Here is a 20,817-nt window from a genome sequence, read left to right as displayed (position 1 = left end):
TGCTGGGGTCGCGCGGCGCGGCATCGATGCGTGCCGTCGCGAGCTCGGCGATCAGGCGTGGCCGGCGTCGCTCACGAGATGGGATGGATCGACGCCGATCTTGGCCAGAGCGCGCGTGTATTTTGCTTCGAGATCCGGATCGAAGAGCAGATTGAGATCGGGCGGACAGTGTAGCCAGCCGTTGGCCTGGATCTCGCTTTCGAGCTGCCCGGCGGACCAGCCCGCGTAACCGAGCGCCAGCATGGCGTGCGTCGGGCCTTCGCCGCTGGCCATGGCTTTCAGGATTTCAATCGAGGCCGTCAGGCTCACGTCGTGGTCGATGGGGAGTGTCGACTCTTCGGAATGATAGTCCGACGTGTGCAGTACGAAACCGCGGCCGGTCTCCACCGGGCCGCCGACGTGGACCTGCCGCTCCAGAATGTCGTTCGAGATGCCGTCCTCGGCGCCGTGCGGAACGATGCCGAGGCGTTCGAGCAGGTCAGGGAAGCTGATGTGGTCCGCGCGATGATTGATGATCAGGCCCATGGCGCCATCCTCGGAATGGGCGCACAAGTAGATTACTGAGCGAGCGAACCGACGATCGGTCATCAAGGGCATGGCGACGAGTAGCTGTCCTTTGAGACTTCCGTCGCCGCGCTTTCTCCGCTTGGTTTTCAGCGTGCTCATGAGCAGAGTCTAGCCCCCAGAACGTGCCCCTGTGAAGCGGTCAAATCTGCGGAGCTTTGGCAGTTCCTAGGATCCAATTGCGGTCGCATCCCGATCCATAAATGCCTATCTATTGAGCCACGTATCTTCAGCGCGCCGATGACCTGACAAGTTCGAGCCCAAACGATGAGCCTTCCAACACGTCGCCCTTACTTTGTTTTCACTCTCATATTTGCGCTGATTGCGGCGGCTTCAAGCGGGGCTGGCCAAGCAACGGCCGCCAGTTCGCCTTGGGTTGCAAACGACAATGCCAAGGTTCGCCTCTTTGCGGGGCGTGCGTCCGACAGCAACGCGCTCTATGCCTTCGTCGAGATCGTACTCGCGCCGGGTTGGAAAACCTATTGGCGCACGCCGGGAGATGCCGGCGGCTTGCCGCCGACGTTTGATTGGTCGAAATCGCGCAATCTGGCCGCGGCCGATGTTGCGTTTCCGGCGCCGCGGCGTTTCACCGACCGGTCGGGGAATACCATCGGTTATGACGGCACGGTCGTGCTGCCGGTCGCGCTCAAGCCGCAAGATCTGACGCAGCCAATCTCGCTCGTGCTCGGTCTCCATTATGGTATCTGCAAGGATATCTGCATCCCGGCCGAAGCCGAGCTGGCGCTTGAAGTGCCGGCCGATGGCGCGGAGGCGCTTTCGGAGGAAGCCCTCGATGCGCTCGACCGTGTGCCGCGGCCGCAAGACGAGCTTCGCGACGGGGATCCGGCGCTGGTCAGCGCCGGTGCAATCCTGGTGGGATCGCCGAAGATCACGATCTCGGCGCGGTTTCCCAAGAATGACGCCGTTGCGGACGTGTTTCTCGAGGCGCCGGACGGGCTCTTCGTGCCGTTGCCCGAGCGTGTCGGCAGCGCGGACGAAAACGGTGTGATCGTCTTCGAGGCGCCGCTTGGCTCCGATGTCGATACCGCGGCCTTCAGGGGGCGCACGCTGACGGTGACGCTGGTCGGTGAAACCGGCGCTTCCACCGCGACGTTCGTCGCCCAGTGACTGTAAGCGCAACTCTCTCTGAACAGCGATGAAGGAGTGAACGATGAGCATCAAAGTCGGCGACCGGCTGCCCGACGCCAAGTTGACCATCATGGGTGAAGGCGGCCCCAAGCCCGTCTCCTCGGACGAGCTGTTCAAAGGCAAGACCGTCGCGCTGTTCGCGGTGCCGGGCGCCTTCACACCGACCTGCAGCGAGAAGCATCTGCCGGGCTTTCTCGCCAATGCCGACGCCCTCAAGGCCAAGGGCGTCACGACGATCGCCTGCACGGCCGTCAACGACGTGTTCGTGCTCAACGCGTGGTCCAAGGAGCGGGGTGCGAACGGGGTCGTCACCATGCTCGCTGACGGCAACGGTGACTTCGTCAAGGCGCTGGGGCTCGATGTCGACCTCTCTCCGTTCGGGTTGGGCCTTCGTTCCAAGCGCTACGCGATGGTGGTCGAGGATGGCGTTGTGAAGTATCTCGCTGTCGAGGACAGTCCTCCTGAGCACGAAAAAGCGTCGGCAGAGAAGGTGCTTGCGTTCTTCTGAGAAAAATTAACCAATCTATACTTGAGTTATACTGTCCGCGGTCCTGGAGGTTTTTCGATCTTGGGCTGCGGACATATTGACGCGCTTATCTCCCCTTTCCTTGTTTATGCCTTGTGCTTGTGCGAATCGCGCCGCGTTCAGTAAACAAGTTCAGGGGATCCGCAACATGAGAAAGACAGCCTTCGCCGTCGCGGCGACGCTGCTCGCGTGCGTCGGTGCGATGACGTCCGCCGATGCGCGTCCGGCTCGTGATGAGAGCTGGAATCCGTTCGTTCAGCAGTCGAAGTCGGTCGGCGGCGAGAGCCGGGCCACGCGCCAGCGGGCCCAGCGTCACCGCTCCGCTTCGCGTCCGCGTGCTGCCTCGCGCCAGCGTGGCCAGCGCGTCCGCTATGCTGCCCGCCATCGTGAAGCCCGCCGTTCGTCCTACAGCAGCGCCTCCTACAGCGGCGGTCGTCACAGTGCCGGTGCGCGTCCGCGCGCCTGGTGCGGCTGGTGGATGCGTACGCAGCGTGGTGGCGGTGCGCACCTCAACGTGGCCTGGAACTGGAGCAAGTGGGGTCGCTCGAGCGGTCCGCAGGTCGGTGCCGTTGTCGTCTGGCGTCATCACGTCGGCGAGATCGTTGGCCGCGCGCCGAACGGTCAGTGGCTGGTTCGCTCCGGCAACGACGGCGGTGCCGTGCGCACGCGTGCCCGCTCAGTGGCTGGTGCGGTGTTCCGCGTCGGCTGATCCAAACGGGCACTGGGAAAGACAAAGGCCGGCACGGGACGTGCCGGCCTTCTTCTTGGGAGGCCGATCAAGCCGCGAGCAGGCGCCCGATGAACTGTTGCAGGCTCTGATTGAGCTCGGAAGCCTCGTGGCCCAGGCTGCGGGCCCGTTCGACGACGATCCCCGCCGCCTTGTCGGTGGTGGTGATCGCGTGGGACACTTCCTCAATGTTCTCCGAGACGGTCGCGGTCTCGCCGGCTGCGCTCTGGGCCGACTTGGCGATCTCACCCGTGGCCGCCGTCTGCTGCTCCATGGCAGAGGATATCGCCACCACGGCGTCGCTGATGTCGGTGACGACCGTGCGAATGCTAGAGACGGCGCCGACGGCGTCCCGTACTCCCTGACCAACCGCATCGATCTGGGCCGCAATCTCGCCCGTGGCTTTCGTCGTCTGGCTGGCCAGCGCCTTGACCTCGCTCGCGACCACCGAGAAGCCTTTCCCAGCCTCGCCGGCGCGGGCAGCCTCAATGGTGGCGTTCAGCGCCAGGAGATTCGTCTGCTCGGCGATGGTCTTGATCATGTCGATGACGTTCTGAATCGTCGCGGCTTTCTCAGACAGGGACTCGACGATGCCGTGGGTCTGTTGTGCGTGCTTGTCCGCCTCGGTGGCGATCGAGCCCGACCGGGCGGTGAGGGATGCGACCTCCCGGATAGAGGCGGAGAGCTGCTCGGAGGCCGTGGCGACGGATTGCACTTCGTGGTTGGCTGAATCGGTCGCGGTCGCAACCTTGAACGAGCTGGTTTTGGTCTGCTCGGCGAGGGACGCCATCTCGAGAGCCGATTTCTCGAGGTTGGCCGCATGGGTGGCCACTGACTTGACGACCGTGCCGACGTGTTGCTCGAACTCGCGTGCCAGGCGCTCGGTCAGCTGACGGCGCTGGCTCTCACGCTCGAGACGCTCTGTTTCTGCGGTGGTTGCGCGGCGCTCGGCCTCCGCGGCCGTGTAGGTTCTGATGTCGTCGACGGCGCGGGCGATCTCACCAATCTCGTCCTGACGCTCCTTGCCAGAAATCTCAGTGGTGAGCTTTCCGCCCGCGATGGCCTGCAGAGCCCCCGTCAGGGTGCCGATGGGCCGCACGATGCTGCGAGCGACGAGCCAGCCGATCAGGATCTGTGCGCCCGCGATCAGTAGCGCGGCAAGACCCATCATGCGCGAAATGCCGGTTGCTGCGGCCAACGCCTCGCTGTCCGCTTGCTTGGCGTAGACTTTCCACGCCGCACCAAGGAACTCGACGCCAGTCTCGGCTGCCAGATCGTTGTTTCCGTCACGATGCAGGCGCGACACGGCGTTCTCCGACGAGATGTCGATGCCCATCGACGCCGCGGGCTTGCCGGCGGTCGGCTCGGTGGCAAGAGGCGTATTGGTGCGGATCAACCCGTCGGCGCCGACGGCGAAGGTTTCGCCCGTCTCGCCGAGACCGTAGCGGTCGCTCAGGACGCGATCGAGAAGCGCGGGGGAAACGCGGATCACCGCATAGCCGACGCGGACTTCGTGCTGAGCCTGATCCATTGCCACGTTGGATTTCTTGAGAATGGGCGTGCCGATGAAGGCCAGGGGCGTAGTCTCGGAAAGGCTCGAGGCGGCGAAATCCTGGAAGGTGACGTCCTTGTCGCCCGCTTCCTTCATCGTCGCAAGCAGCGTGTCGAGGCCGGTGCCTTTCGTTTGCGGAGTGCCGATCGTCTGGCCGAACTCGGGACCCTTTGTTGCGGTGTAAACGACGTTGCCTGCCTCATCGAGCAGTAGCACGTCGTCATACTTCGCCTGGGTCAGCGTGGCCATTACGACCGGATGCACCTTGGAATGGCGCACGCCGTACATGGTGCCGGACATGCCGCCGTCACTCTCGGCGCGCTCCGCCGGGGGCAGCCCCGTGAAGTATGCGATGTTCTGCGCGAGGTTCTCCGGCGCCTTGGTCAGCGTCTCGGAGAGGTCCGTGATGTTGTCGAGCACGAACTTGTGGCTGGCGATGTTCCGGGTGTCGACGCGCAGGCGGTCCGCCACGAGCTCAAGGCTCGTGCGGCGTGATTCGGCGGCCAGCTTCAGGCGCTCGAACGCGGCCTGCTCCAGTGCGCTTTCCGCACCGGACCAGCCGATCCAGCCCATGACTGTTGAACTCGCTAGGCCGAGGCCGACGATTGCGATCGGAAGGCGAAGACGCAGGGTGGATAACATTCCCGGATTTCCATTGGTTGGGGCAGTCGGTTGGCATATGCTCCCAGCAATGAGTATGTAAAATCTTACGAAAATTGGGAATTTTTCTTGGACGTTGGTACTGCACGTCGCTGGGGCCGATTCACCGGAAGCGGCGGGAGGGGCCGGCGACGTTTAACGGATCTTGAAGGCCGCCATGCCCTCGCGAGCGAGTTCGTCGGCGCGCTCGTTCTCGGGGTGGCCGGCGTGGCCCTTGACCCAGTGCCAGCGGACCTTGTGCTGGCCGAGCGCCTGCTCAAGCCGCTGCCATAGCTCGGCGTTCTTAACCGGCTTCTTGTCCGCCGTGCGCCAGCCATTGCGCTTCCAGCCATGGATCCAGCTCGAGATGCCGTTCTTGACGTAGGCGCTGTCTGTGTAGAGGTCGGCCTCGACGCCCGTCTTCAAGGCTTCGAGGGCCGAGATGGCGGCCATCAGCTCCATGCGGTTGTTGGTCGTCAGAGCTTCGCCGCCCTTCAGCTCCTTGCGGTGGCCATTCCAGATCAGAATGGCGCCCCAGCCGCCGGGGCCCGGGTTCCCGGAGCAGGCGCCGTCCGTGTAGATCTCGATCGACTTCGTCTGCTCGCTCACGCTGCGGCCTCCAGTCCGTATTCGGCGGGCGAGGTGACTTCCTGGTGGAAGCGAAGGCGGCGCACGTAGGCGTTGGGATCGTGCGGCTTGACCAGGGCGTGGGGGTCCGTGTGCAGCCAGTCGTGGGCGCGGGTGACGAGGAAGCGGAGCGCTGCGCCGCGGGCCAGCACGGGGAATGCCTCGCGCTCGGTGGCATTCAGGGGGCGCAAGCTCTGATAGGCGGCGAGCAGGGCACGGCCCTTGGTGACGTTGAAGGCGAAATCCGGCTCGAAGCACCAGGCGTTAAGGCAAATCGCGAGGTCGTAGGCCCAGGCGTCGTTGCAGGCAAAGTAGAAGTCGATCAGGCCGGACAGCTTGTCGCCGATGAAGAACACGTTGTCGGGAAAGAGGTCGGCGTGAATGATGCCGGAGGGCAGGTTCTTCGGCCAGGCGCGATCGAGAAAGGCCAGCTCGTAGTCGATCAAGGTGCGGAGCCCCGGTGCGATCTCGTTGGCGCGCTCGGAAAACCGGTCGTAGACGGCGTGCCAGCCCTCGAGGCCGAGGGCGTTGGGGCGCTTCAGCGCGAAGCCTTCGCCGGCGAGATGCAGCTCGGCGAGGGCGCGGCCGACGGCGCTGCAATGGACCGTGCGCGGACGGCGCGGCCATACGCCTTCGAGGAAGGTCACAATGGCCGCCGCGCGCCCGGAGATGCTGGTGAGTACCTCGCCCGCCTGATTGCGCACCGGTAACGGGCACGAGATACCGCGCTGGTTCAGATGCTCGAGCAGACCGAGGAAAAACGGCAGATCGTCCGTATCCACGCGGCGTTCGTAGAGGGTCAGAATGTAGGTGCCCTCAGACGTGTGAACGAGAAAATTGGTATTCTCGACGCCCTCGGCAATGCCCTTGTAAGAGAGCAGCTCGCCGAGATCGTAGTCGGCAATGAGCCGGGCAAGCTCGTCGTCCGTCACTTCCGTGTAAACGGCCATGGGCTCGGTCTTCTCTCGTATCGGGTCGGGGATTGGCTTGGTGGAAAACGGGGCCGTTAGGCGGCGGGCTCGCGCAGTTCGCGTGGGACGTTGAAGGCGATGCGCTCGTTGGCGGTCGTCACCTGCTCGATCGTAATCGCAAAGCGCGCGCGAAGCGCCTCTATCACCTCGTCGACGAGGGCTTCGGGCGCGGACGCACCGGCGGTGATGCCGACGGCCGAGAGGCCCTCGAAGGTCTCCCAAGGGATATCGTCGGCGCGCTGGATCAGGATTGCCTTCGGGCAGCCGGCGCGCTCGGCGACCTCGACCAGGCGCAACGAGTTCGACGAGTTGGGGGCGCCGACGACGAGCGTCAGCCCGACCTTGCCGGCGATCGCCTTGACGGCGGCCTGGCGGTTGGTCGTCGCGTAGCAGATATCCTCTTTGTGAGGGCCGACGATGGCCGGAAAGCGCCGCTTCAGGATGGCGACGATCTCGGCCGTATCGTCCACGGACAGCGTAGTCTGGGTCACGTAGGCGAGGCGGGCGTCGTCCTCGGCCTCGATGGCTTCTGCGTCGGCCGCCGACTGAATTAAGGTTACTGCGCCCGGCGGGAGCTGCCCGGTGGTGCCTTCGACCTCCGGGTGGCCGGCGTGGCCGATGAGCAGAATGCGGCGGCCCTCGGCGTGGTGGCGACTCGCTTCCATATGCACCTTGAACACCAGCGGGCAGGTGGCATCGATGGCAAACAGATTGCGGGATCTGGCCGCCATCGGCACGGACTTGGGCACCCCGTGTGCCGAAAAGATCACAGGCTGATCGGTGTCCGGAATCTCGCTGAGCTCCTCCACAAAAACGGCACCTTTGGCCTTCAGAGACTCGACCACGTATCGGTTATGGACGATCTCGTGGCGCACGTAGACGGGGGCACCGAACTTGGCGAGCGCCAGCTCGACGATTTGGATGGCCCGGTCCACGCCCGCGCAGAAACCACGGGGGGCCGCCAGCAGCACGTTCAGGGCCGGACGCCTCACTGCGCTCATCTCCTCGACGCTCTCGACATGGGGTGAAGGCATTGAAACGAGGTCCTCGGGGGTGCGGCTACTCGGGTGTGCGTTAACGGGGGCGAGCGGTTTGTGCTTCGCCACAGGGGTGGTACAGCTTGAATCGATCGTCCGGGCATCATAACGGCGCGATAGGCCGGGGGCACGCTTTCCTCCGTCGGCGCGACGATCGGACAGGGCAGGGGGATTATGCGGATCAGACCGGAATGGCGCAATCCGTCATGACGAGGGCCAGGGCAGCAGTCGGTGCCGTGGTGGCGCTCGCGGCCGCGCTGGCGCTTGGCGGCTGCGGCATGGGCTCGATCACGTCCGGGCTCGGCACAAGCGTGCTCGGCGGCTCATCGGGCTCGTCCACGGGCGTTAGCGAGCAGGAATTGATTGCGGCGGCGAAAGCGGGCGGAGATGGGGCTGCTGTAGTTTCGGGCGGAGATTCGCAGCCGGGTTGCCCGCGCTTCGTCACTTGGCCGCGCGACAGCTACATCACCATTTATGAGCCGGGCCGTGTCGGTGACGGGCTTGCCATCATGCATCGCGGCGAGATCACCAAGACGGCGCGCGAGTGCCACACGAACGGCGCTCAGGTGACGGTGAAGTACGGCTTCTCCGGACGCATCCTGCTGGGGCCGCGCGGCAACTCGGGGCCGATCTCGCTCCCGATCAACGTGTTCGTCACCGATGCCAAGCGCGAGCGCATCACTACCGACAAGCTGCGCGTCGATGCCTCGGTCGCGGTCGAGAATCCGATCGGTTATTTCTCCGCCGTGCGTGAGGTGACGTTCGAAGTTCCCGAGGGCTCGCGCCCCGGCGAGTTCGAGGTCTACGTCGGCTTCGACCGCAACACGCCGAACGCCGGATAGCTTGTTTTTGGCCTGCGAACGCGTCGCTCTGGCGACGGTCGGTCAGGGCGCCGGTGCAGCAGCGGAAAGCTGCCTTGCGATCCGCTGCAAGCTCGAGCTTCCGCGCATGAGATAGCCGGTGTGGGCATTCTCGGTGCCGAGCTCCGCCGTCATGTCGACGAACACCATCTTGGAAGGCGGCGTGTGCGTCCCGGCGCCGGTAGCGCCCAGGCGCTCGGTTCCGTTCGCAAGGCGTGACAGGCGGGTCAGGACCGTGTCGCTCCTCGAGTACAGCACGGTGAGCCCGTTCTGCAGACGGTCGACGGCGGTGCGGAGCCATGGCGCGTCGGTGACGGCCTCGTCGATGTCCGGTGCGAGCCAGATCATGGATGCGATGCGAGTGGCCGCGCCGGGACGCAGTTTCAGGGCCTCGGCAACCAGATAGCATCCCATGCTGTGTGCCACGACGTTGATGGTGTGCGCTCCGCTCGTCGATAGCAGATCGAGAAGCGCAAGGAATGATCGTGCGCCGATCCCCTGCGCTTGGCGTTGGTCGAGCCCGTACATCGCGAGCTCGTAGCTTGCCTGGGAGGGGCGGTTCGCTCCCATCATATTCATGTCGAGCTGGACGCGCTGGGCGGTCGGCAGCTCGTCGAGCGGCGTTCCGAGCGCGGGCCAGTCGAATACGACGATGGTGCCGTCATAGCCTCCTTCCGACTGCAGGTGGGCGGCCAGCTCGGTGAAATAGGTGGCGACCTTGTGCTCCTGCGCATTGTAGCCGTGCACGAGCACGGTGACGTCGGGCTTCAGGTGTGTGTCGCGCTGGTCTCCTGGCCACCACGGCGTGAGGTCCACGCTCTCGCCGTTTGCCGCGAGCCGCTCAAGTCCTTGAGTCTCGAAGCGGCGCGCTGAGACATAAACGACGCCCGGCTGCAGGGTGACGCCCGCGTAAGGCGGGGGCTTGAGGTAGAGGACGTAGAGATATGCCCCGCCCGTGATTATGGCGCACGGGAGCACCGCGAACATCAGCACGGCTTTGGCGAGATCCCAAAGCGACAAGTCCTCGTCCTGCATGTCCCCCTCACCGGTGTGCAACGGACGCAGGGACAAGCATATACGTGTCGTCAGACAACGTGCAATTGGCGAACAAAAAAGCCGGGCGATAGGCCCGGCTTTTTCGTTCGAAAGGATTGGTGCCGATCAGTTCAGCTTGCCCTTGAGATCGCGGATCGCGGAGTCGACCAGTGAGACGCCGGCCTCGCCTGCGAGCTTCGTCTTGAGGACGGCCTCGGACGCCTTGACTGCGAGGTCGACAGCGGCGGCGCGCACGTCGGCGAGAGCCTGAGCCTCGGCGCGCGCGATCTTCTCCTCGGCCGTCTTGGTGCGCCGCTCGATCTGCTCGGTGAGGGACTGGCGGGTCTCGGCGGCGAGACGCTCGGCCTCGCGCTTTGCAGCCTCGACGATGGACTTCGCCTCGTCCTCGGCCTCACGCGTCTTGCGCTGGTAGTCGGCGAGCAGCTGCTGGGCTTCCTCGCGCAGGCGGCGGGCCTCGTCGAGCTCGGCGCGGATCGTGTTGGCCCGCTTGTCGAGCGCCTGACCGATCAGGCCCGGCACACCCTTCCAGATCAGGACGCCCACGAACAGGAGGAACGAGAGCAAAACCCAGAATTCAGGATAGCCAGGGTTTAGCATGGGATCCTCTACTTGTTCGCGCCAGACGCCGTCAGCGCCCGCTCAACCTCGTCCTTCGAGGCGGGGACGCTGGAGAGCGTGTTGACGATGGCCACTGCGGTGTCGCTGGCGATTTCCTTAACGCTCGAAAGCGCCTTGGTCTTCGTCTCGTTGATGGCGCTCTCGGCGTCAGCAAGCTTCCTCGCCAGCTGATCCTCGACCGCTTTGCGCTCCTTCTCGACCTCGGCACTCAGCGAGTCGCGCGTCTGGCGGGCGATCGACGAGGCGTTGGCGCGTGCGTCGGAGAGCGCCTTCTCATAGGCCTGCAAGGCGGCGTCCGTCTCGCCCTTCAAGCGCTCGGCGGCGGCAAGGTCACGCTGGATGCGATCGCGGCGCTCCTCGATCACCTCGCCGATGCGCGGCAGCGCGATCTTCGCCATGATCCAGTAGAGCAGCGCAAAAGTAAGCGCGAGCCAGAAGAGCTGCGGTGCGAAGTCAGGAGCGTGCAGCTGCGGAAGGCCGCCGCCGCTCGCGCCTTCAGCGTCGAACGCTTCCTTGACGTCCGTCCCTACTTCGATCGCAGCCGCGACGAGCGCGGTCATCGCTGCGGGCATTGGAGTCTCCAGAATGGTACGGCCGCGGGCCAACGATCCGGCATGACGCCGGGATCCTGGCCTGCCGCCCTAGACAGAGATCAGCCGAAGAGGATGATCAGCGCGATCAGCAGGCCGAAGAGGCCGGTGGCCTCGGCGAGGGCGAAGCCGATCAGCAGGTTGGTGAACTGGCCCGGAGCAGCCGACGGATTGCGCAGCGCGCCCGACAGGTAGTTGCCGAAGATGTTGCCGATGCCGATGCCAGCGCCGATGAGCGCGAAGCAGGCGAGGCCGGCGCCGATGAACTTTGCTGCCTGGGGATCCATGGTCGTCTCCTAGTTTTTGAAGTGGCTCTGAACTGAATACGGCACGTTCTCTTCCGGGCCCGCGCTGTGGCGGCAGGCACGGCCTCGAACGCGAATTAGTGGTGGTGCATGTTGACCGCGTCGTTGAGATAGATACAGGTCAACACGGTGAAGATGAACGCCTGCAGGAAGGCGACGAGAAACTCGAGGCCCGTGAAGGCGGCGGTGAAGAGGACCGGGAAGGCCTTGGCCACGAACGGCAGGCTCACTGCGAAGCTCGCGAACACCTTCAGCATCGTGTGACCGGCCATCATATTGGCGAACAGGCGCACCGAGAGACTCACCGGGCGGATCAGGTATGACACGAGCTCGATCGGCACGATCAGCGGCATCAGCCACAGCGGCACGCCTTCCGGCACGAACAGCTTCAGGTATCCGAGACCGTGGCGCGCGAAGCCGATCAGCGTCACCGTGATCCAGACCATGGCGGCGAGCGCGAAGGTCACGATGATATGGCTCGTGACCGTGAACGAGCCGGGGACCATGCCCAGCATATTCAGCGTCAGAATGAAGACGAAGATGGTGAAGACCCAGGGGAAGTAGCGCATGCCTTCCTGGCCCAGGTTCTCCTTCACGATGTTGGCGATGAACTCGTAGAGGCCTTCGGCGATCGACTGCACGCGCCCGGGGACCAGCGAGCGGCCCGACATGGCAAAGATCAGGAAGCCGGAAATGATCACCAGCGCCAGCACCATGAAGAGTGACGAGTTGGTGAAGGAGATGTCGTAGCCGAACGCCTCCAGCGGGATGAGACGCTTGATCTCGAACTGAGACATGGGGCCGTGGGATTCTGCCGCGTGCCCTGCCACTTCCGCTGCTTGAGCCACTCTTCCGTCCCCTACTTCGCGTCGTCTTCGTCGTCCGGAACCGCTTTCGCGCCCCGTTGGAGCGGCTCGGCTTCGGCTTGAAGGCGCCGGGCCGTCCGTATGATGTTCAGGAGGCCGGCGGCAAAGCCGAGCATCAAGAACAGAATCAGAAACCACGGCGCCGTGCCGAACTGATCGTCCAGCACCTTGCCGATGAACCCGCCGACGGCGATGCCGACAACGAGTTCGATGGCGATTTTCATCGCCTGTCCCATGGCCGCGCCCCGCGTGCGCTCATCGGGTCCCTGAGGGGGCTCCTTGGAGCGAGCCTCCGCGCGGACCTTTTCGAGCCGGGCCCCCAATTCGGACGCACGTTTACGGAAAGCCTCGCGATCCTCGGGAGAGAGCTCGCCTCGCGCCGGGTTTTCGTCCTTGTTCGACGCCGACATGGCTTCCCTCCACCCGAGCCAACCCACGGGCTGAAACGGCCGGATTACCAACGGCGCGCACCATACCCGGAGGCTTCGCGGTGTCAAGCAATGGCCACATTTTTACGGCGATCGCGGGGGTACGGCGAAACCGCGCAGGGCGGATGCCGCGCATTCCCTAGGTACAGGCTGCTGGACTCCGGTTTTGCTCAATTTTCGTTGGTATCTCGGGGCTCGGGCAGGGTTGGCCTAATTCGAACACTTGCCTTGGGCGATCTCCACCGTTCTCTGCGGGCGGCCGTATCGGATTTGCTTTGATCGGCTTTTCTCCGTGAACCTATGGATGGGCCTTGGCACGACGGGCGTTCATTATCGGTGGGACCGGGCAGGACACCGAAAACAATGGAGTCCTCGTTCCCGGTGCTGGCCGCCTACCCCTGGCCACTGTTCGACTACGCCAGCGAGGATGAGGGCCGGATCGGGAGCCGTCAGCCGGCTTCGCGGAAGGATTTGGCAGTCTCGAGGTCGACGGAAACGAGCTGGGAGACGCCCTTCTCGGCCATGGTGACGCCAAACAGGCGATTCATGCGCATCATCGTCATCGGATGGTGTGTGATGACGAGGAAGCGCGTCGCCGTCTCCTCGGACATCTTCTCCATCAGCAGGCAGAAACGGTCGACGTTGGCGTCGTCGAGCGGGGCGTCGACCTCGTCCAGCACGCAGATCGGCGAGGGGTTGGTCAGGAAGACCGCAAAGATCAGCGACAGGGCGGTCAGCGTCTGCTCGCCACCCGAGAGCAGGGACAGCGTCGCCGGTTTTTTGCCCGGCGGCTTGGCGATGATCTCGAGGCCCGATTCCAGCGGATCCTCGCCCTGGATCATCTCAAGGCGCGCTTCACCGCCGCCGAACAGCGTCGTGAACAGGCGCTGGAAATGCCCGTTCACGGTTTCGAAGGCTTCGTCGAGGCGCTTCTTGCCTTCGCGGTTCAATTGCTGGATGGCGCCGCGCAGCTTGGCGACGGCCTGCTCCACATCCTCGCGCTCGGTCTCCATGCCGCTCATTTGCTCAAGGAGGGCATTGAGTTCGTCGTCGGCCTGAAGGTTGACGCCGCCGAGGCGCTCGCGGTCGGCCTTGAGGCGCTGCAGGTTGCGGTCGGCATCACCGAGGGTCGGTAGCGAATCTTGGGGCGTGAGGCCGGCGAGGCCGAGGCACTCGTCGGGATTGACGCTCAGCGCCTCGCGGATGCGGCGAGCTTCCTCCTGGCGGCGCGTGCGCGCGCCTTCGAGGCGGGTTTCGATGCGCACGCGGGCTTCGCGCGCGGTTGCGACGGCAGCCTGTGCGTCGCGCAGTGCCTGGGACGCGGCGCGCAGCGCGGTCTCGGCGCGGGCGAAGTCGTCTGCCGCTGCGTTGCGGGCCGCCTCGGCGTCGGACAGCGCGCCGAGTAAACTCTGGCGCCGCTCCTCGAGCGCGGGAATGACCTCCTCGAGCGCCGCAATGTCGCTCTTGGTCTTGGCGAGCCGCTCCTCGAGGGCCGCGATGTGGTGGGCCGCGCTTTCGCTGCGCGATGCCCAACGGGTGCGCTCGGCGGCGATCGTTTCGGCGCGGCGCTTTCTCGCTTCGCGCTCGCGTTCGTGGGTGGCGACACGGGCCTGCGCGACCGACAGAGCCGTGCGGCGGTCCTGCGTGGCTTTCTGCACCTCGGGCAGACGGGCGGCGGGATCCTCCTCGGCGTCGAGGCGAGCAAGCTCGTCCTCGATATGGTCGAGGCTCGCCTGTGCTTCGCGGCGGTCGGCTTCGGCCTGCTCGCGTGCTTCGGCAACTGCGGTGAGCTTGGTTTCCGTCTCGCGGGCCTGCCGCTCGATGGCTGCCAGCGCATCGCGCGTTGCTACGTGGTTGGCCTGCGTGTCGCGCCACAGGGCGCGCAGGCGCTTTTCCTCGGCGGCAGCGGCGGTGTGGACGGCGGTCGCTTCCTGATCGAGCGCGGTCAAGCGCTGCACCTCGGCGCGCTGGACTTTCTCACGCTCGAACATGTCGGACAGGCGGTTGCGCTCAGCGAGCCGCTGGGCGGCGGGCGTCATGCCGCCGGCCACTACGATGAAGCCGTCCCACCGCCACAGATCGCCTTCGCGACTGACGAGACGCTGGCCCTGCTTCAGGTGCGGCTGCAGACGGGCGCCAAGCTCGGGCGGTACGACACCGATCTGGCGCAGGCGGCGTGTCAACTCGGGTGGTGCGCCGACGTGCAGGCTCAAGGGCTCGGCGTCGGCGGGAAGGGCGGAGTCTTCGGGGCTCACCTCGATCGTGCGCCAGCGAACAGGCGCATCCTCGTGGGTCGGTGCGTCGAGGTCATCGCCAAGGGCGGCAACGAGGGCCGCTTCGTATCCCGGCGCGACGCGCAGTTGCTCCACGACGGGCGGCATGCCGTCCTCATAGGTCGGCATCACGAGCTTCGACAGCGTCTCGCGCTCGGTGACGAGCGTAGAGAGCGTCATGCGCGCTTTTTGAACCTCATCGCTTTTGAGGCGCGCGGTTTCGGCGAGGTCGCCGAGCTTGTCCTCGGCTTCGAGTGTCGCTGCCTCAATGGCGGCGATCTCGCGGGCGAGGGCCTGGCCTTTTTCAGTGATGGCCGCGAGCTTGAGGGAATCCGGAGCGGCTGCAGCTGCGGCTTCAGCGTCGCGCTGAAGTGCGGACAGCTTCTCTTCGATGCGCTTCAGCGTGGCGCGGCGTTCCGCTTCTGCGGTCTCCAGCGATTTGCGCCGCGCGCGAGCCTCGGCGGCGCGCTCGGTGACGACCGCGAGTTCTTTCTCGGCGGCTTCGAGCGCGCCGGCTGCTTCCTCCTCCGCCGCGTGGATATGGTCCTCGGCGGCTTCCGCCTCGGCCTCGGCGGTTGCCAATGCCTGCGTCTCGACGTCGAAGCCGGCCAGAATCTCTTTCGCTTCCGAGATCTGATGGGTTTCGCGGGAAAGGTCCTTCTCCAGCTCGCTGGCGAGCTTCACCAGCTCCTGGCGCCGCTCGGCGCAGCGTTCGGCCTCCTTGGCGAGGCCGTCGGTCTCGATGCGGATGCGCGATAGCGCGGCGCCGCGCTCGGCTTCCTTGTCGCGCAGGGGCTGGATGGTCTCGGCCAGCTCCGCTTCCTCGCGGAGCGCCCTGGCCTCGTTCTCGGTGGCTTGGCCAAGGGCGGCCAGCGTCTCGGCGAAGTTGCGCTCCTCGGTGTCGACGAGCGCTTGCGCGTCGAGCCAAGTCAGATGCGCGAGCACTGCGTCGCCGCGGCGGATCTCTTCTGACAGGTCTTTATAACGGCGCGCCTGGCGGGCCTGCCGCTTCAGGCTTTCGATCTGGCTGCCGAGCTGGCCCATGATGTCGGCGAGGCGTGCTAGGTTCTGCTCGGCGCCTTTGAGACGCAACTCGGCCTCGTGGCGGCGGCTATGCAGACCTGCAACGCCTGCGGCATCCTCCAGTACGCGGCGGCGCTGCTCGGGCTTGGAGTTGACGATCTCGGAAATCTGGCCCTGGCGCACGAGGGCCGGCGAGCGGGCGCCGGTCGCGGCATCCTCGAACAGGATCTTGACGTCGCGGGCGCGCACCTCGCGGCCGTTGATGCGGTAGGCGGAGCCAGCCTCGCGCTCGATGCGGCGCGTGATTTCGATCTGGTCGCCGTCGTTCCATTCCGTCGGCGCTTGGCGGGCACTGTTATCGAGGAAGATCGTGACCTCGGCGACGTTGCGCGCGGGCCGCGTCGTGGTGCCCGAGAAGATCACGTCGTCCATGGCGGCGGCGCGCATGGACTTGTGCGATGTCTCGCCCATAACCCATCGGAGCGCTTCGAGCAGGTTGGACTTGCCGCAGCCGTTCGGGCCCACGACGCCGGTCAGCCCGGACTCGATCACAAGATCGGTCGGCTCGACGAAGGACTTGAACCCGAGGAGCCTTAAGCGGCTGATCTTCATGTCGTGCGTCTATTCCCGTTCCGTCTGCGTCGCGGTCAACGCTGGCGCTACTATTGCGCCACGGCGGCCGCGCGTGGGGCAGAGAGCAGCGGATCGACCATCTCGCGGATGTCACCCATGGTGAGCGTCTTCTTCACGAGCGTGTTGCCGACGAAGAAGTTCGGCGTGCCGATGATGCCGAGCGTCCGGCCGCGATCCTTGACCCATTTCAAGCCATCAATCATGGCCTGATTCTTAAGGCAGGAATCGAACTGGGGCCGGGTCATCCCCACCTGCTTTGCGACCCCAAATATGGGGTCGAGGCGCACCTCCTGGGAGACCCAGGATGATTGCTGCTCCATGAATTTTCCATAGAGCGCGAAGTACTTATCGGGCGGGGCACAGCGAAGCGCGATGGTGGCGTTGCCGGACTGCTTGCCGATCGGGAACTCGCGCATGATGAAGCGCACCTTGCCCGTATCAATATAGATGCGCTTGAACTCCGGGAACACGTCGCGGTGGAAGGTGCGACAATGCGGGCAGGTGAGCGACGCGTATTGCACGATGGTGACCGGCGCGTCGGCGCGGCCGAGCGTCATCTCGGGCAGCGCGCCCGTCATCATGACGTCGGCCATCGTCGGCTGGGTGATGACCTGGCGGCCGCCGCGGCTCGAGTCCGGCAGATCGAACGGATTAAACGGCGCGTCATCGGCCTTCGCAGCGCCCGGTTCATCGGGGAAGGCGCTTCCCCCGGAACCGGTGTCGGTGGACGTTGAGGCGACGTCCGCGGCCGACAGGTTCGGAAGGCTCGGCTGCTCGTTTCCGGAGCAGCCGGCGAGCAAGAGGCTGACTAGCACCGAAACGGACGGGGCCGCTCGCAGCATTCGTCGCGGCCCCGTGTGCATCCCACCTTTGCTCCCGACTTGTTGTTAGCCCTGGCTGAGCAGCGGCTCGATGACCTTGTCGAACTCTTCGACCACGGGCGCAGCCTGCAGCCGCTTGCCGTTGATGAAGAAAGTCGGCGTGGCGTTGACGCCGAAGACCTCGTTGCCGCGCGTGTGGATGGCGGTCAGCTGGTCGAGCAGCTTCTGATCCGTCAGGCACTTGTCGAAGCTTTCCTGCGTGAAGCCCGCCTGCTTGGCGATCTCGAACAGCTTCGGCGTCGGGTTCTCCTTCACGAAGGCCCAATTCTCCTGCGTGTGGAACAGCGCGTCGACCATGGCGAACGAACGCTCGGGAGAGCCGGCGCAACGGGACAGCATCGAGGCTGCGAAGGCGCGGGCATCGAGCGGGAACTCGCGGAAGACGAAGCGGATCTTGCCGGTGTCGATGTACTTCTTCTTGATCTCGGGGAAGACCTTGGTGTGGAAGGCCATGCAGTGGCCGCACGTCATTGAGGCGTATTCGACGACGGTGACCTTGGCGTCATTCGGCCCGAGGGCCAGATCCGGCAGGTCGCCCGGCTTCATCAACTCGTCGACGGGAACTTCGGCGGGACCCTGCGCGCGCTGGGCAAAGGCGGGCAGCGCGGAACCCGTCAGCGCTGTACCGGCCACCGCGGCTCCGACCGTCAGGACTTGGCGGCGGTCGAGCCAGCTCATCTCGTTCATCACTTCAACTCCCTAAATCGCAGCGCATTGGCCACGCGCGTCTTTCGCGTCCGGCAGATAACATGGGGCCGGCATCCGATTAAGGCAAATCCCAGCTGAACGCTATTTGAATGCTTGGATAGGCGGGAAAAGGGAGGCGGATCAAACCGGTAGATCAGCTGCGTCTGGACGATCGGTCGCTACGCACGCCGCTTTCGAGGCGAGCCAGGGCGGCCAGCAGCCCCTCGTCGGCCGTCGCAGAAACCGCCTCTTGATGGCGGGCCGGCGGAGCCACGGCCGGCGGTTGCGGGGCGCTTCTGTCGAGTGGCGCCTGAATCAGCCGGATGGTTTCGATGGCGCGGTAGCCAAAATAGCTGTTGATGCGCTCCAGGATCTGGCGAGCCCGGTATTCAACGTCGAGCGCGCGGGCCGGATCGACGCGCAGGGTCAGCGTGGCGCCGCGGCGCTCGTTTTCGTCGTCATAAGCAGCATCGGTGGCGCGCGGCCATTTCAGCTTGTCGGGCATGGTGTAGCGGGCGAGCTCGGCGCCGGCGATGCGCTCCCAATCCGTGATCAGAGCAGCGGTCGAGAAGCCAAATTTCTCGAAGGCCTTTTTGGTCAGCGTCGGAACGAAGCTGCCGACGGCTTTGACCGCGACGAAGCGGGCCGTGGGTGGCGCGGCGAATCGCGGCTCCGTGCGCGGAGGCAGCGCCACGTGGCGGCGCGCGGGGTGCGGCAACGGCGATTTACGAAGGTTTTCTGTGCGCTTCGGGATCACGTGGCGTCGCTGTCATAGCTAAGGTGTGTTGCACGTGCCTAGCATGATGGATGTGATTCGCGTGGCCTTCGAAGGGAGCCCGAGACTCGGATGGGGGACACGGCAAAAACTGTGGCGCGCAAGCAACTGCCGCTCCGTCCGGCAGGCCCCGATACCGTGGCGGCGCTGCTCGACTGGTACGACCGCGAACGGCGCGATCTGCCCTGGCGCGCCAAGCGGGGGCGGCGGACCGACGCATACCGGGTCTGGCTCAGCGAGATCATGCTGCAGCAGACGACGGTGAAAGCCGTCATCCCCTACTACGAGCGGTTCCTCAGACGCTGGCCGACGGTCGACGCGCTGGCGGCGGCCGATCTCGACGACGTGCTCTCGGCCTGGGCTGGGCTTGGCTATTACTCGCGGGCGCGAAATCTTCACAAGTGTGCACAGGCCGTCGTCGCCGAGCACGGCGGCCAGTTCCCGCGCACGGAAGAGGGGCTTGCGAGCCTGCCGGGCATTGGCCCTTACACGGCGGCGGCGATCGCGGCCATCGCGTTTGGCGAGCCGGCGACGCCGGTCGACGGCAACATCGAGCGGGTCGTGTCGCGGCTGTTCGCCTTTCGCCAGCCGTTGCCCGGGGCCAAGCGCGAGATCAAACGGCTGGCGGCGACGCTGACGCCGCAGCGACGCGCGGGCGATTTCGCGCAGGCGATGATGGATCTGGGGGCGACGATCTGCTCGCCCAGGAAACCATCGTGCCTGATGTGCCCGCTGCAGCAGGATTGCCATGCGCACGCGCTCGGCATCGAGGAGCAACTGCCGGTCAAGCTCGTCAAACCCGACCGGCCGGTGCGTTATGGCATCGCCTTCCTGGCGCTCAGCGAGGACGGTCGCGTGCTGCTGCGCAAGCGCCCCGAGGCCGGGCTGCTCGGCGGCATGCTCGAGGTGCCGTCAACGGACTGGGGCGACGATTGGCTGCCGGTGGATCAGGCGCTGGTCGCGCAGCCGGTACGCGCCGACTGGTGGTCGGTGCCGGGTGTCGTCAGCCATACGTTCACGCACTTCCGGCTCGAGGTGATGGTGCTGCGCGCGATCGTGGAAGCGGACTCGAGCCTGACGTTCTGGGCAAGCCCCGATCGCTGCCGGTGGGTGGCACGGCGCGATCTCGGCAGCGCGGCTCTGCCGTCGGTCATGCGCAAGGTCATCGCGCACGCGCTCAAGGAGCATTGAGCGAAGCGGCAGGCAAATGCAGGTGAGCTAGCCGCTTCGTTCGTTTCTGGTTTTGACCCAAGGCGGACATTCAGGATGAGCCGGACCTCGTACCCGCGAGCACGGACATCAGCTCGATGGGCATGGGGAAGACGATCGTCGAGCTCCGCTCGCTGGCGATGTTGTTGAGGGTCCCGAGATAGCGCAATTGCATCGCCTCGTGCCGGCGCGACATGATATCGCCAGCTTCGACTAGCTTATGGGCCGCCTGCAGTTCGCCTTCCGCATCGATGACCTTGGCTCGACGCAGGCGCTCGGCCTCGGCCTGCTTGGCAATGGCGCGCACCATCTTCTCGTCGAGATCGATGTGCTTCAGCTCCACGTTGGAGACCTTGATGCCCCAGGCGTCGGTCTGGGCATCTAGGATCCGCTGCACGTGATCATTGAGCTTCTCGCGCTCGGCCAGCATCTGGTCCAGCTCATGTTGGCCGACGACGGACCGCAGCGTGGTCTGGGAAAGCTGGCTGGTTGCCAAATTAAAGTCCTCAACTTGGATAATTGCTTTCTCGGGGTCGATGACGCGGAAATAGACCACAGCATTGACCCTGACCGATACGTTGTCCCGTGAGATCACGTCCTGTGGCGGTACGTCGAAGACCCGCGTTCTCAGGTCGACCCGTTCCATTTGCTGCACGACGGGGATGACAAAGATCAGGCCAGGGCCCCTGACACCATGGTAGCGGCCGAGCGTGAAGATAACGCCGCGCTCGTACTCGCGAAGGATGCGAATGGCTGAGAAAGCCAGCCACAGAATGACGAGTGCGGGAAGGAGCCACGATAGGGTTTCGATCGGTAGCATG

21 protein-coding genes are annotated in these 20,817 nt (G+C 65.1%); 5 read left to right on the top strand and 16 right to left on the bottom strand.

Translation table 11 applies throughout. The features are described 5' to 3' along the window. Nucleotides 1–51 precede the first annotated feature (51 nt). Entirely contained in the window at nucleotides 52–666 is a 615-nt protein-coding gene (locus CS1GBM3_RS09845; protein ID WP_072395001.1) for a YqgE/AlgH family protein, read from the bottom strand. A 165-nt stretch (nucleotides 667–831) separates the two neighbouring features. Here CS1GBM3_RS09845 and CS1GBM3_RS09840 point away from each other — a divergent pair, with 165 nt between their 5' ends. The 3 genes from CS1GBM3_RS09840 to CS1GBM3_RS20115 all read left to right on the top strand — a co-directional run bounded on the left by CS1GBM3_RS09840 (nucleotide 832) and on the right by CS1GBM3_RS20115 (nucleotide 2,948). Then, a complete protein-coding gene (locus CS1GBM3_RS09840; protein WP_072394999.1) occupies nucleotides 832–1,692 on the top strand; it encodes a protein-disulfide reductase DsbD domain-containing protein in 861 nt (286 codons plus the stop codon). A gap of 43 nt (nucleotides 1,693–1,735) precedes the next feature. After that, nucleotides 1,736–2,221 carry a peroxiredoxin gene (locus tag CS1GBM3_RS09835; protein ID WP_072394997.1) on the top strand — a complete coding sequence of 162 codons (486 nt, stop codon included), beginning with the start codon at nucleotides 1,736–1,738 and terminating at the stop codon, nucleotides 2,219–2,221. Nucleotides 2,222–2,387: 166 nt separating this feature from the next. After that, nucleotides 2,388–2,948 carry a C40 family peptidase gene (locus tag CS1GBM3_RS20115; protein ID WP_244534616.1) on the top strand — a complete coding sequence of 187 codons (561 nt, stop codon included), beginning with the start codon at nucleotides 2,388–2,390 and terminating at the stop codon, nucleotides 2,946–2,948. Between the two features lie 67 nt (nucleotides 2,949–3,015). On the opposite strand, the gene CS1GBM3_RS09825 is transcribed toward CS1GBM3_RS20115, so the two are convergent. From CS1GBM3_RS09825 to ispH, 4 genes are all read right to left on the bottom strand, one after another. Continuing rightward, a complete protein-coding gene (locus CS1GBM3_RS09825; RefSeq protein WP_072394995.1) occupies nucleotides 3,016–5,160 on the bottom strand; it encodes a methyl-accepting chemotaxis protein in 2,145 nt (714 codons plus the stop codon). 153 nt (nucleotides 5,161–5,313) lie between these two features. Then, complete coding sequence (gene rnhA / locus CS1GBM3_RS09820; protein WP_072394993.1) at nucleotides 5,314–5,766, bottom strand: ribonuclease HI; 453 nt, start codon at nucleotides 5,764–5,766, stop codon at nucleotides 5,314–5,316. Next, entirely contained in the window at nucleotides 5,763–6,734 is a 972-nt protein-coding gene (locus tag CS1GBM3_RS09815) for a homoserine kinase (protein WP_072394991.1), read from the bottom strand. The genes rnhA and CS1GBM3_RS09815 overlap by 4 nt, the downstream gene beginning before the upstream one ends. 56 nt (nucleotides 6,735–6,790) lie before the next feature. Then, on the bottom strand, nucleotides 6,791–7,789 hold the full coding sequence (gene ispH, locus CS1GBM3_RS09810; RefSeq protein WP_244534615.1) for a 4-hydroxy-3-methylbut-2-enyl diphosphate reductase: 999 nt from the start codon (nucleotides 7,787–7,789) through the stop codon (nucleotides 6,791–6,793). 209 nt (nucleotides 7,790–7,998) lie between these two features. Here ispH and CS1GBM3_RS09805 point away from each other — a divergent pair, with 209 nt between their 5' ends. Continuing rightward, nucleotides 7,999–8,634, top strand: a complete 636-nt coding sequence (locus CS1GBM3_RS09805) for a hypothetical protein (protein WP_244534614.1) — start codon at nucleotides 7,999–8,001, stop codon at nucleotides 8,632–8,634. Nucleotides 8,635–8,676: 42 nt separating this feature from the next. Here CS1GBM3_RS09805 and CS1GBM3_RS09800 read toward each other — a convergent pair whose 3' ends face one another. The 10 genes from CS1GBM3_RS09800 to CS1GBM3_RS09755 form a co-directional block, all read right to left on the bottom strand. Next, entirely contained in the window at nucleotides 8,677–9,687 is a 1,011-nt protein-coding gene (locus CS1GBM3_RS09800; RefSeq protein ID WP_072394987.1) for an alpha/beta fold hydrolase, read from the bottom strand. A gap of 126 nt (nucleotides 9,688–9,813) precedes the next feature. Then, a complete protein-coding gene (gene atpF / locus CS1GBM3_RS09795) occupies nucleotides 9,814–10,305 on the bottom strand; it encodes a F0F1 ATP synthase subunit B (RefSeq protein ID WP_072394985.1) in 492 nt (163 codons plus the stop codon). A gap of 8 nt (nucleotides 10,306–10,313) precedes the next feature. Beyond that, nucleotides 10,314–10,898: a F0F1 ATP synthase subunit B family protein gene (locus tag CS1GBM3_RS09790; protein ID WP_072394983.1), complete on the bottom strand. Its 585-nt coding sequence runs from the start codon at nucleotides 10,896–10,898 to the stop codon at nucleotides 10,314–10,316. A gap of 80 nt (nucleotides 10,899–10,978) precedes the next feature. After that, entirely contained in the window at nucleotides 10,979–11,203 is a 225-nt protein-coding gene (locus CS1GBM3_RS09785; RefSeq protein ID WP_026867805.1) for a F0F1 ATP synthase subunit C, read from the bottom strand. 95 nt (nucleotides 11,204–11,298) lie between these two features. After that, nucleotides 11,299–12,018: a F0F1 ATP synthase subunit A gene (locus CS1GBM3_RS09780; protein WP_072394981.1), complete on the bottom strand. Its 720-nt coding sequence runs from the start codon at nucleotides 12,016–12,018 to the stop codon at nucleotides 11,299–11,301. Between the two features lie 62 nt (nucleotides 12,019–12,080). Further along, nucleotides 12,081–12,497 (bottom strand): AtpZ/AtpI family protein, encoded by a 417-nt coding sequence (locus CS1GBM3_RS09775; RefSeq protein WP_072394979.1) that lies wholly within the window; start codon nucleotides 12,495–12,497, stop codon nucleotides 12,081–12,083. A gap of 467 nt (nucleotides 12,498–12,964) precedes the next feature. Next, a complete protein-coding gene (gene smc / locus CS1GBM3_RS09770) occupies nucleotides 12,965–16,423 on the bottom strand; it encodes a chromosome segregation protein SMC (protein ID WP_072394977.1) in 3,459 nt (1,152 codons plus the stop codon). 50 nt (nucleotides 16,424–16,473) lie between these two features. Continuing rightward, nucleotides 16,474–17,286 (bottom strand): DsbA family protein, encoded by an 813-nt coding sequence (locus CS1GBM3_RS09765; RefSeq protein WP_244534613.1) that lies wholly within the window; start codon nucleotides 17,284–17,286, stop codon nucleotides 16,474–16,476. A gap of 45 nt (nucleotides 17,287–17,331) precedes the next feature. Continuing rightward, a complete protein-coding gene (locus tag CS1GBM3_RS09760; RefSeq protein ID WP_072394973.1) occupies nucleotides 17,332–18,012 on the bottom strand; it encodes a DsbA family protein in 681 nt (226 codons plus the stop codon). A 154-nt stretch (nucleotides 18,013–18,166) separates the two neighbouring features. Beyond that, entirely contained in the window at nucleotides 18,167–18,706 is a 540-nt protein-coding gene (locus CS1GBM3_RS09755; protein ID WP_171946472.1) for a DUF721 domain-containing protein, read from the bottom strand. 153 nt (nucleotides 18,707–18,859) lie between these two features. Here CS1GBM3_RS09755 and mutY point away from each other — a divergent pair, with 153 nt between their 5' ends. Further along, the gene (gene mutY / locus CS1GBM3_RS09750; protein ID WP_072394965.1) at nucleotides 18,860–19,978 is read left to right on the top strand and encodes an A/G-specific adenine glycosylase; all 1,119 of its coding nucleotides are present in this window, start codon (nucleotides 18,860–18,862) and stop codon (nucleotides 19,976–19,978) included. Between the two features lie 70 nt (nucleotides 19,979–20,048). Here the strand turns inward: mutY and CS1GBM3_RS09745 are convergent, their stop codons facing one another. Continuing rightward, entirely contained in the window at nucleotides 20,049–20,816 is a 768-nt protein-coding gene (locus tag CS1GBM3_RS09745) for a slipin family protein (protein ID WP_072394963.1), read from the bottom strand. Between the last annotated feature and the right edge of the window lies 1 nt (nucleotide 20,817).

Origin of the sequence: Hyphomicrobium sp. CS1GBMeth3 (genome assembly GCF_900117455.1) — a bacterium.
GTDB lineage: Bacteria > Pseudomonadota > Alphaproteobacteria > Rhizobiales > Hyphomicrobiaceae > Hyphomicrobium_C.
Note: the sequence above shows the minus strand (reverse complement) of the source record. Positions and strands in the feature narration are given on the sequence as shown.

Bases quoted from the DNA above. Each gene is read 5' to 3' on its own strand.
- mutY (WP_072394965.1), top strand. From the start codon at position 18,860: ATGGGGGACACGGCAAAAACTGTGGCGCGCAAGCAACTGCCGCTCCGT.
- CS1GBM3_RS09745 (WP_072394963.1), bottom strand. From the start codon at position 20,816: ATGCTACCGATCGAAACCCTATCGTGGCTCCTTCCCGCACTCGTCATT.
- CS1GBM3_RS09780 (WP_072394981.1), bottom strand. From the start codon at position 12,018: ATGTCTCAGTTCGAGATCAAGCGTCTCATCCCGCTGGAGGCGTTCGGC.
- CS1GBM3_RS09805 (WP_244534614.1), top strand. From the start codon at position 7,999: ATGACGAGGGCCAGGGCAGCAGTCGGTGCCGTGGTGGCGCTCGCGGCC.
- CS1GBM3_RS09845 (WP_072395001.1), bottom strand. From the start codon at position 666: ATGAGCACGCTGAAAACCAAGCGGAGAAAGCGCGGCGACGGAAGTCTC.
- CS1GBM3_RS09835 (WP_072394997.1), top strand. From the start codon at position 1,736: ATGAGCATCAAAGTCGGCGACCGGCTGCCCGACGCCAAGTTGACCATC.
- CS1GBM3_RS09765 (WP_244534613.1), bottom strand. From the start codon at position 17,286: ATGCTGCGAGCGGCCCCGTCCGTTTCGGTGCTAGTCAGCCTCTTGCTC.
- CS1GBM3_RS09785 (WP_026867805.1), bottom strand. From the start codon at position 11,203: ATGGATCCCCAGGCAGCAAAGTTCATCGGCGCCGGCCTCGCCTGCTTC.
- CS1GBM3_RS09800 (WP_072394987.1), bottom strand. From the start codon at position 9,687: ATGCAGGACGAGGACTTGTCGCTTTGGGATCTCGCCAAAGCCGTGCTG.
- ispH (WP_244534615.1), bottom strand. From the start codon at position 7,789: ATGCCTTCACCCCATGTCGAGAGCGTCGAGGAGATGAGCGCAGTGAGG.
- CS1GBM3_RS09760 (WP_072394973.1), bottom strand. From the start codon at position 18,012: ATGAACGAGATGAGCTGGCTCGACCGCCGCCAAGTCCTGACGGTCGGA.
- CS1GBM3_RS09775 (WP_072394979.1), bottom strand. From the start codon at position 12,497: ATGTCGGCGTCGAACAAGGACGAAAACCCGGCGCGAGGCGAGCTCTCT.
- CS1GBM3_RS09790 (WP_072394983.1), bottom strand. From the start codon at position 10,898: ATGCCCGCAGCGATGACCGCGCTCGTCGCGGCTGCGATCGAAGTAGGG.
- CS1GBM3_RS09825 (WP_072394995.1), bottom strand. From the start codon at position 5,160: ATGTTATCCACCCTGCGTCTTCGCCTTCCGATCGCAATCGTCGGCCTC.
- smc (WP_072394977.1), bottom strand. From the start codon at position 16,423: ATGAAGATCAGCCGCTTAAGGCTCCTCGGGTTCAAGTCCTTCGTCGAG.
- CS1GBM3_RS09815 (WP_072394991.1), bottom strand. From the start codon at position 6,734: ATGGCCGTTTACACGGAAGTGACGGACGACGAGCTTGCCCGGCTCATT.
- CS1GBM3_RS09840 (WP_072394999.1), top strand. From the start codon at position 832: ATGAGCCTTCCAACACGTCGCCCTTACTTTGTTTTCACTCTCATATTT.
- CS1GBM3_RS20115 (WP_244534616.1), top strand. From the start codon at position 2,388: ATGAGAAAGACAGCCTTCGCCGTCGCGGCGACGCTGCTCGCGTGCGTC.
- atpF (WP_072394985.1), bottom strand. From the start codon at position 10,305: ATGCTAAACCCTGGCTATCCTGAATTCTGGGTTTTGCTCTCGTTCCTC.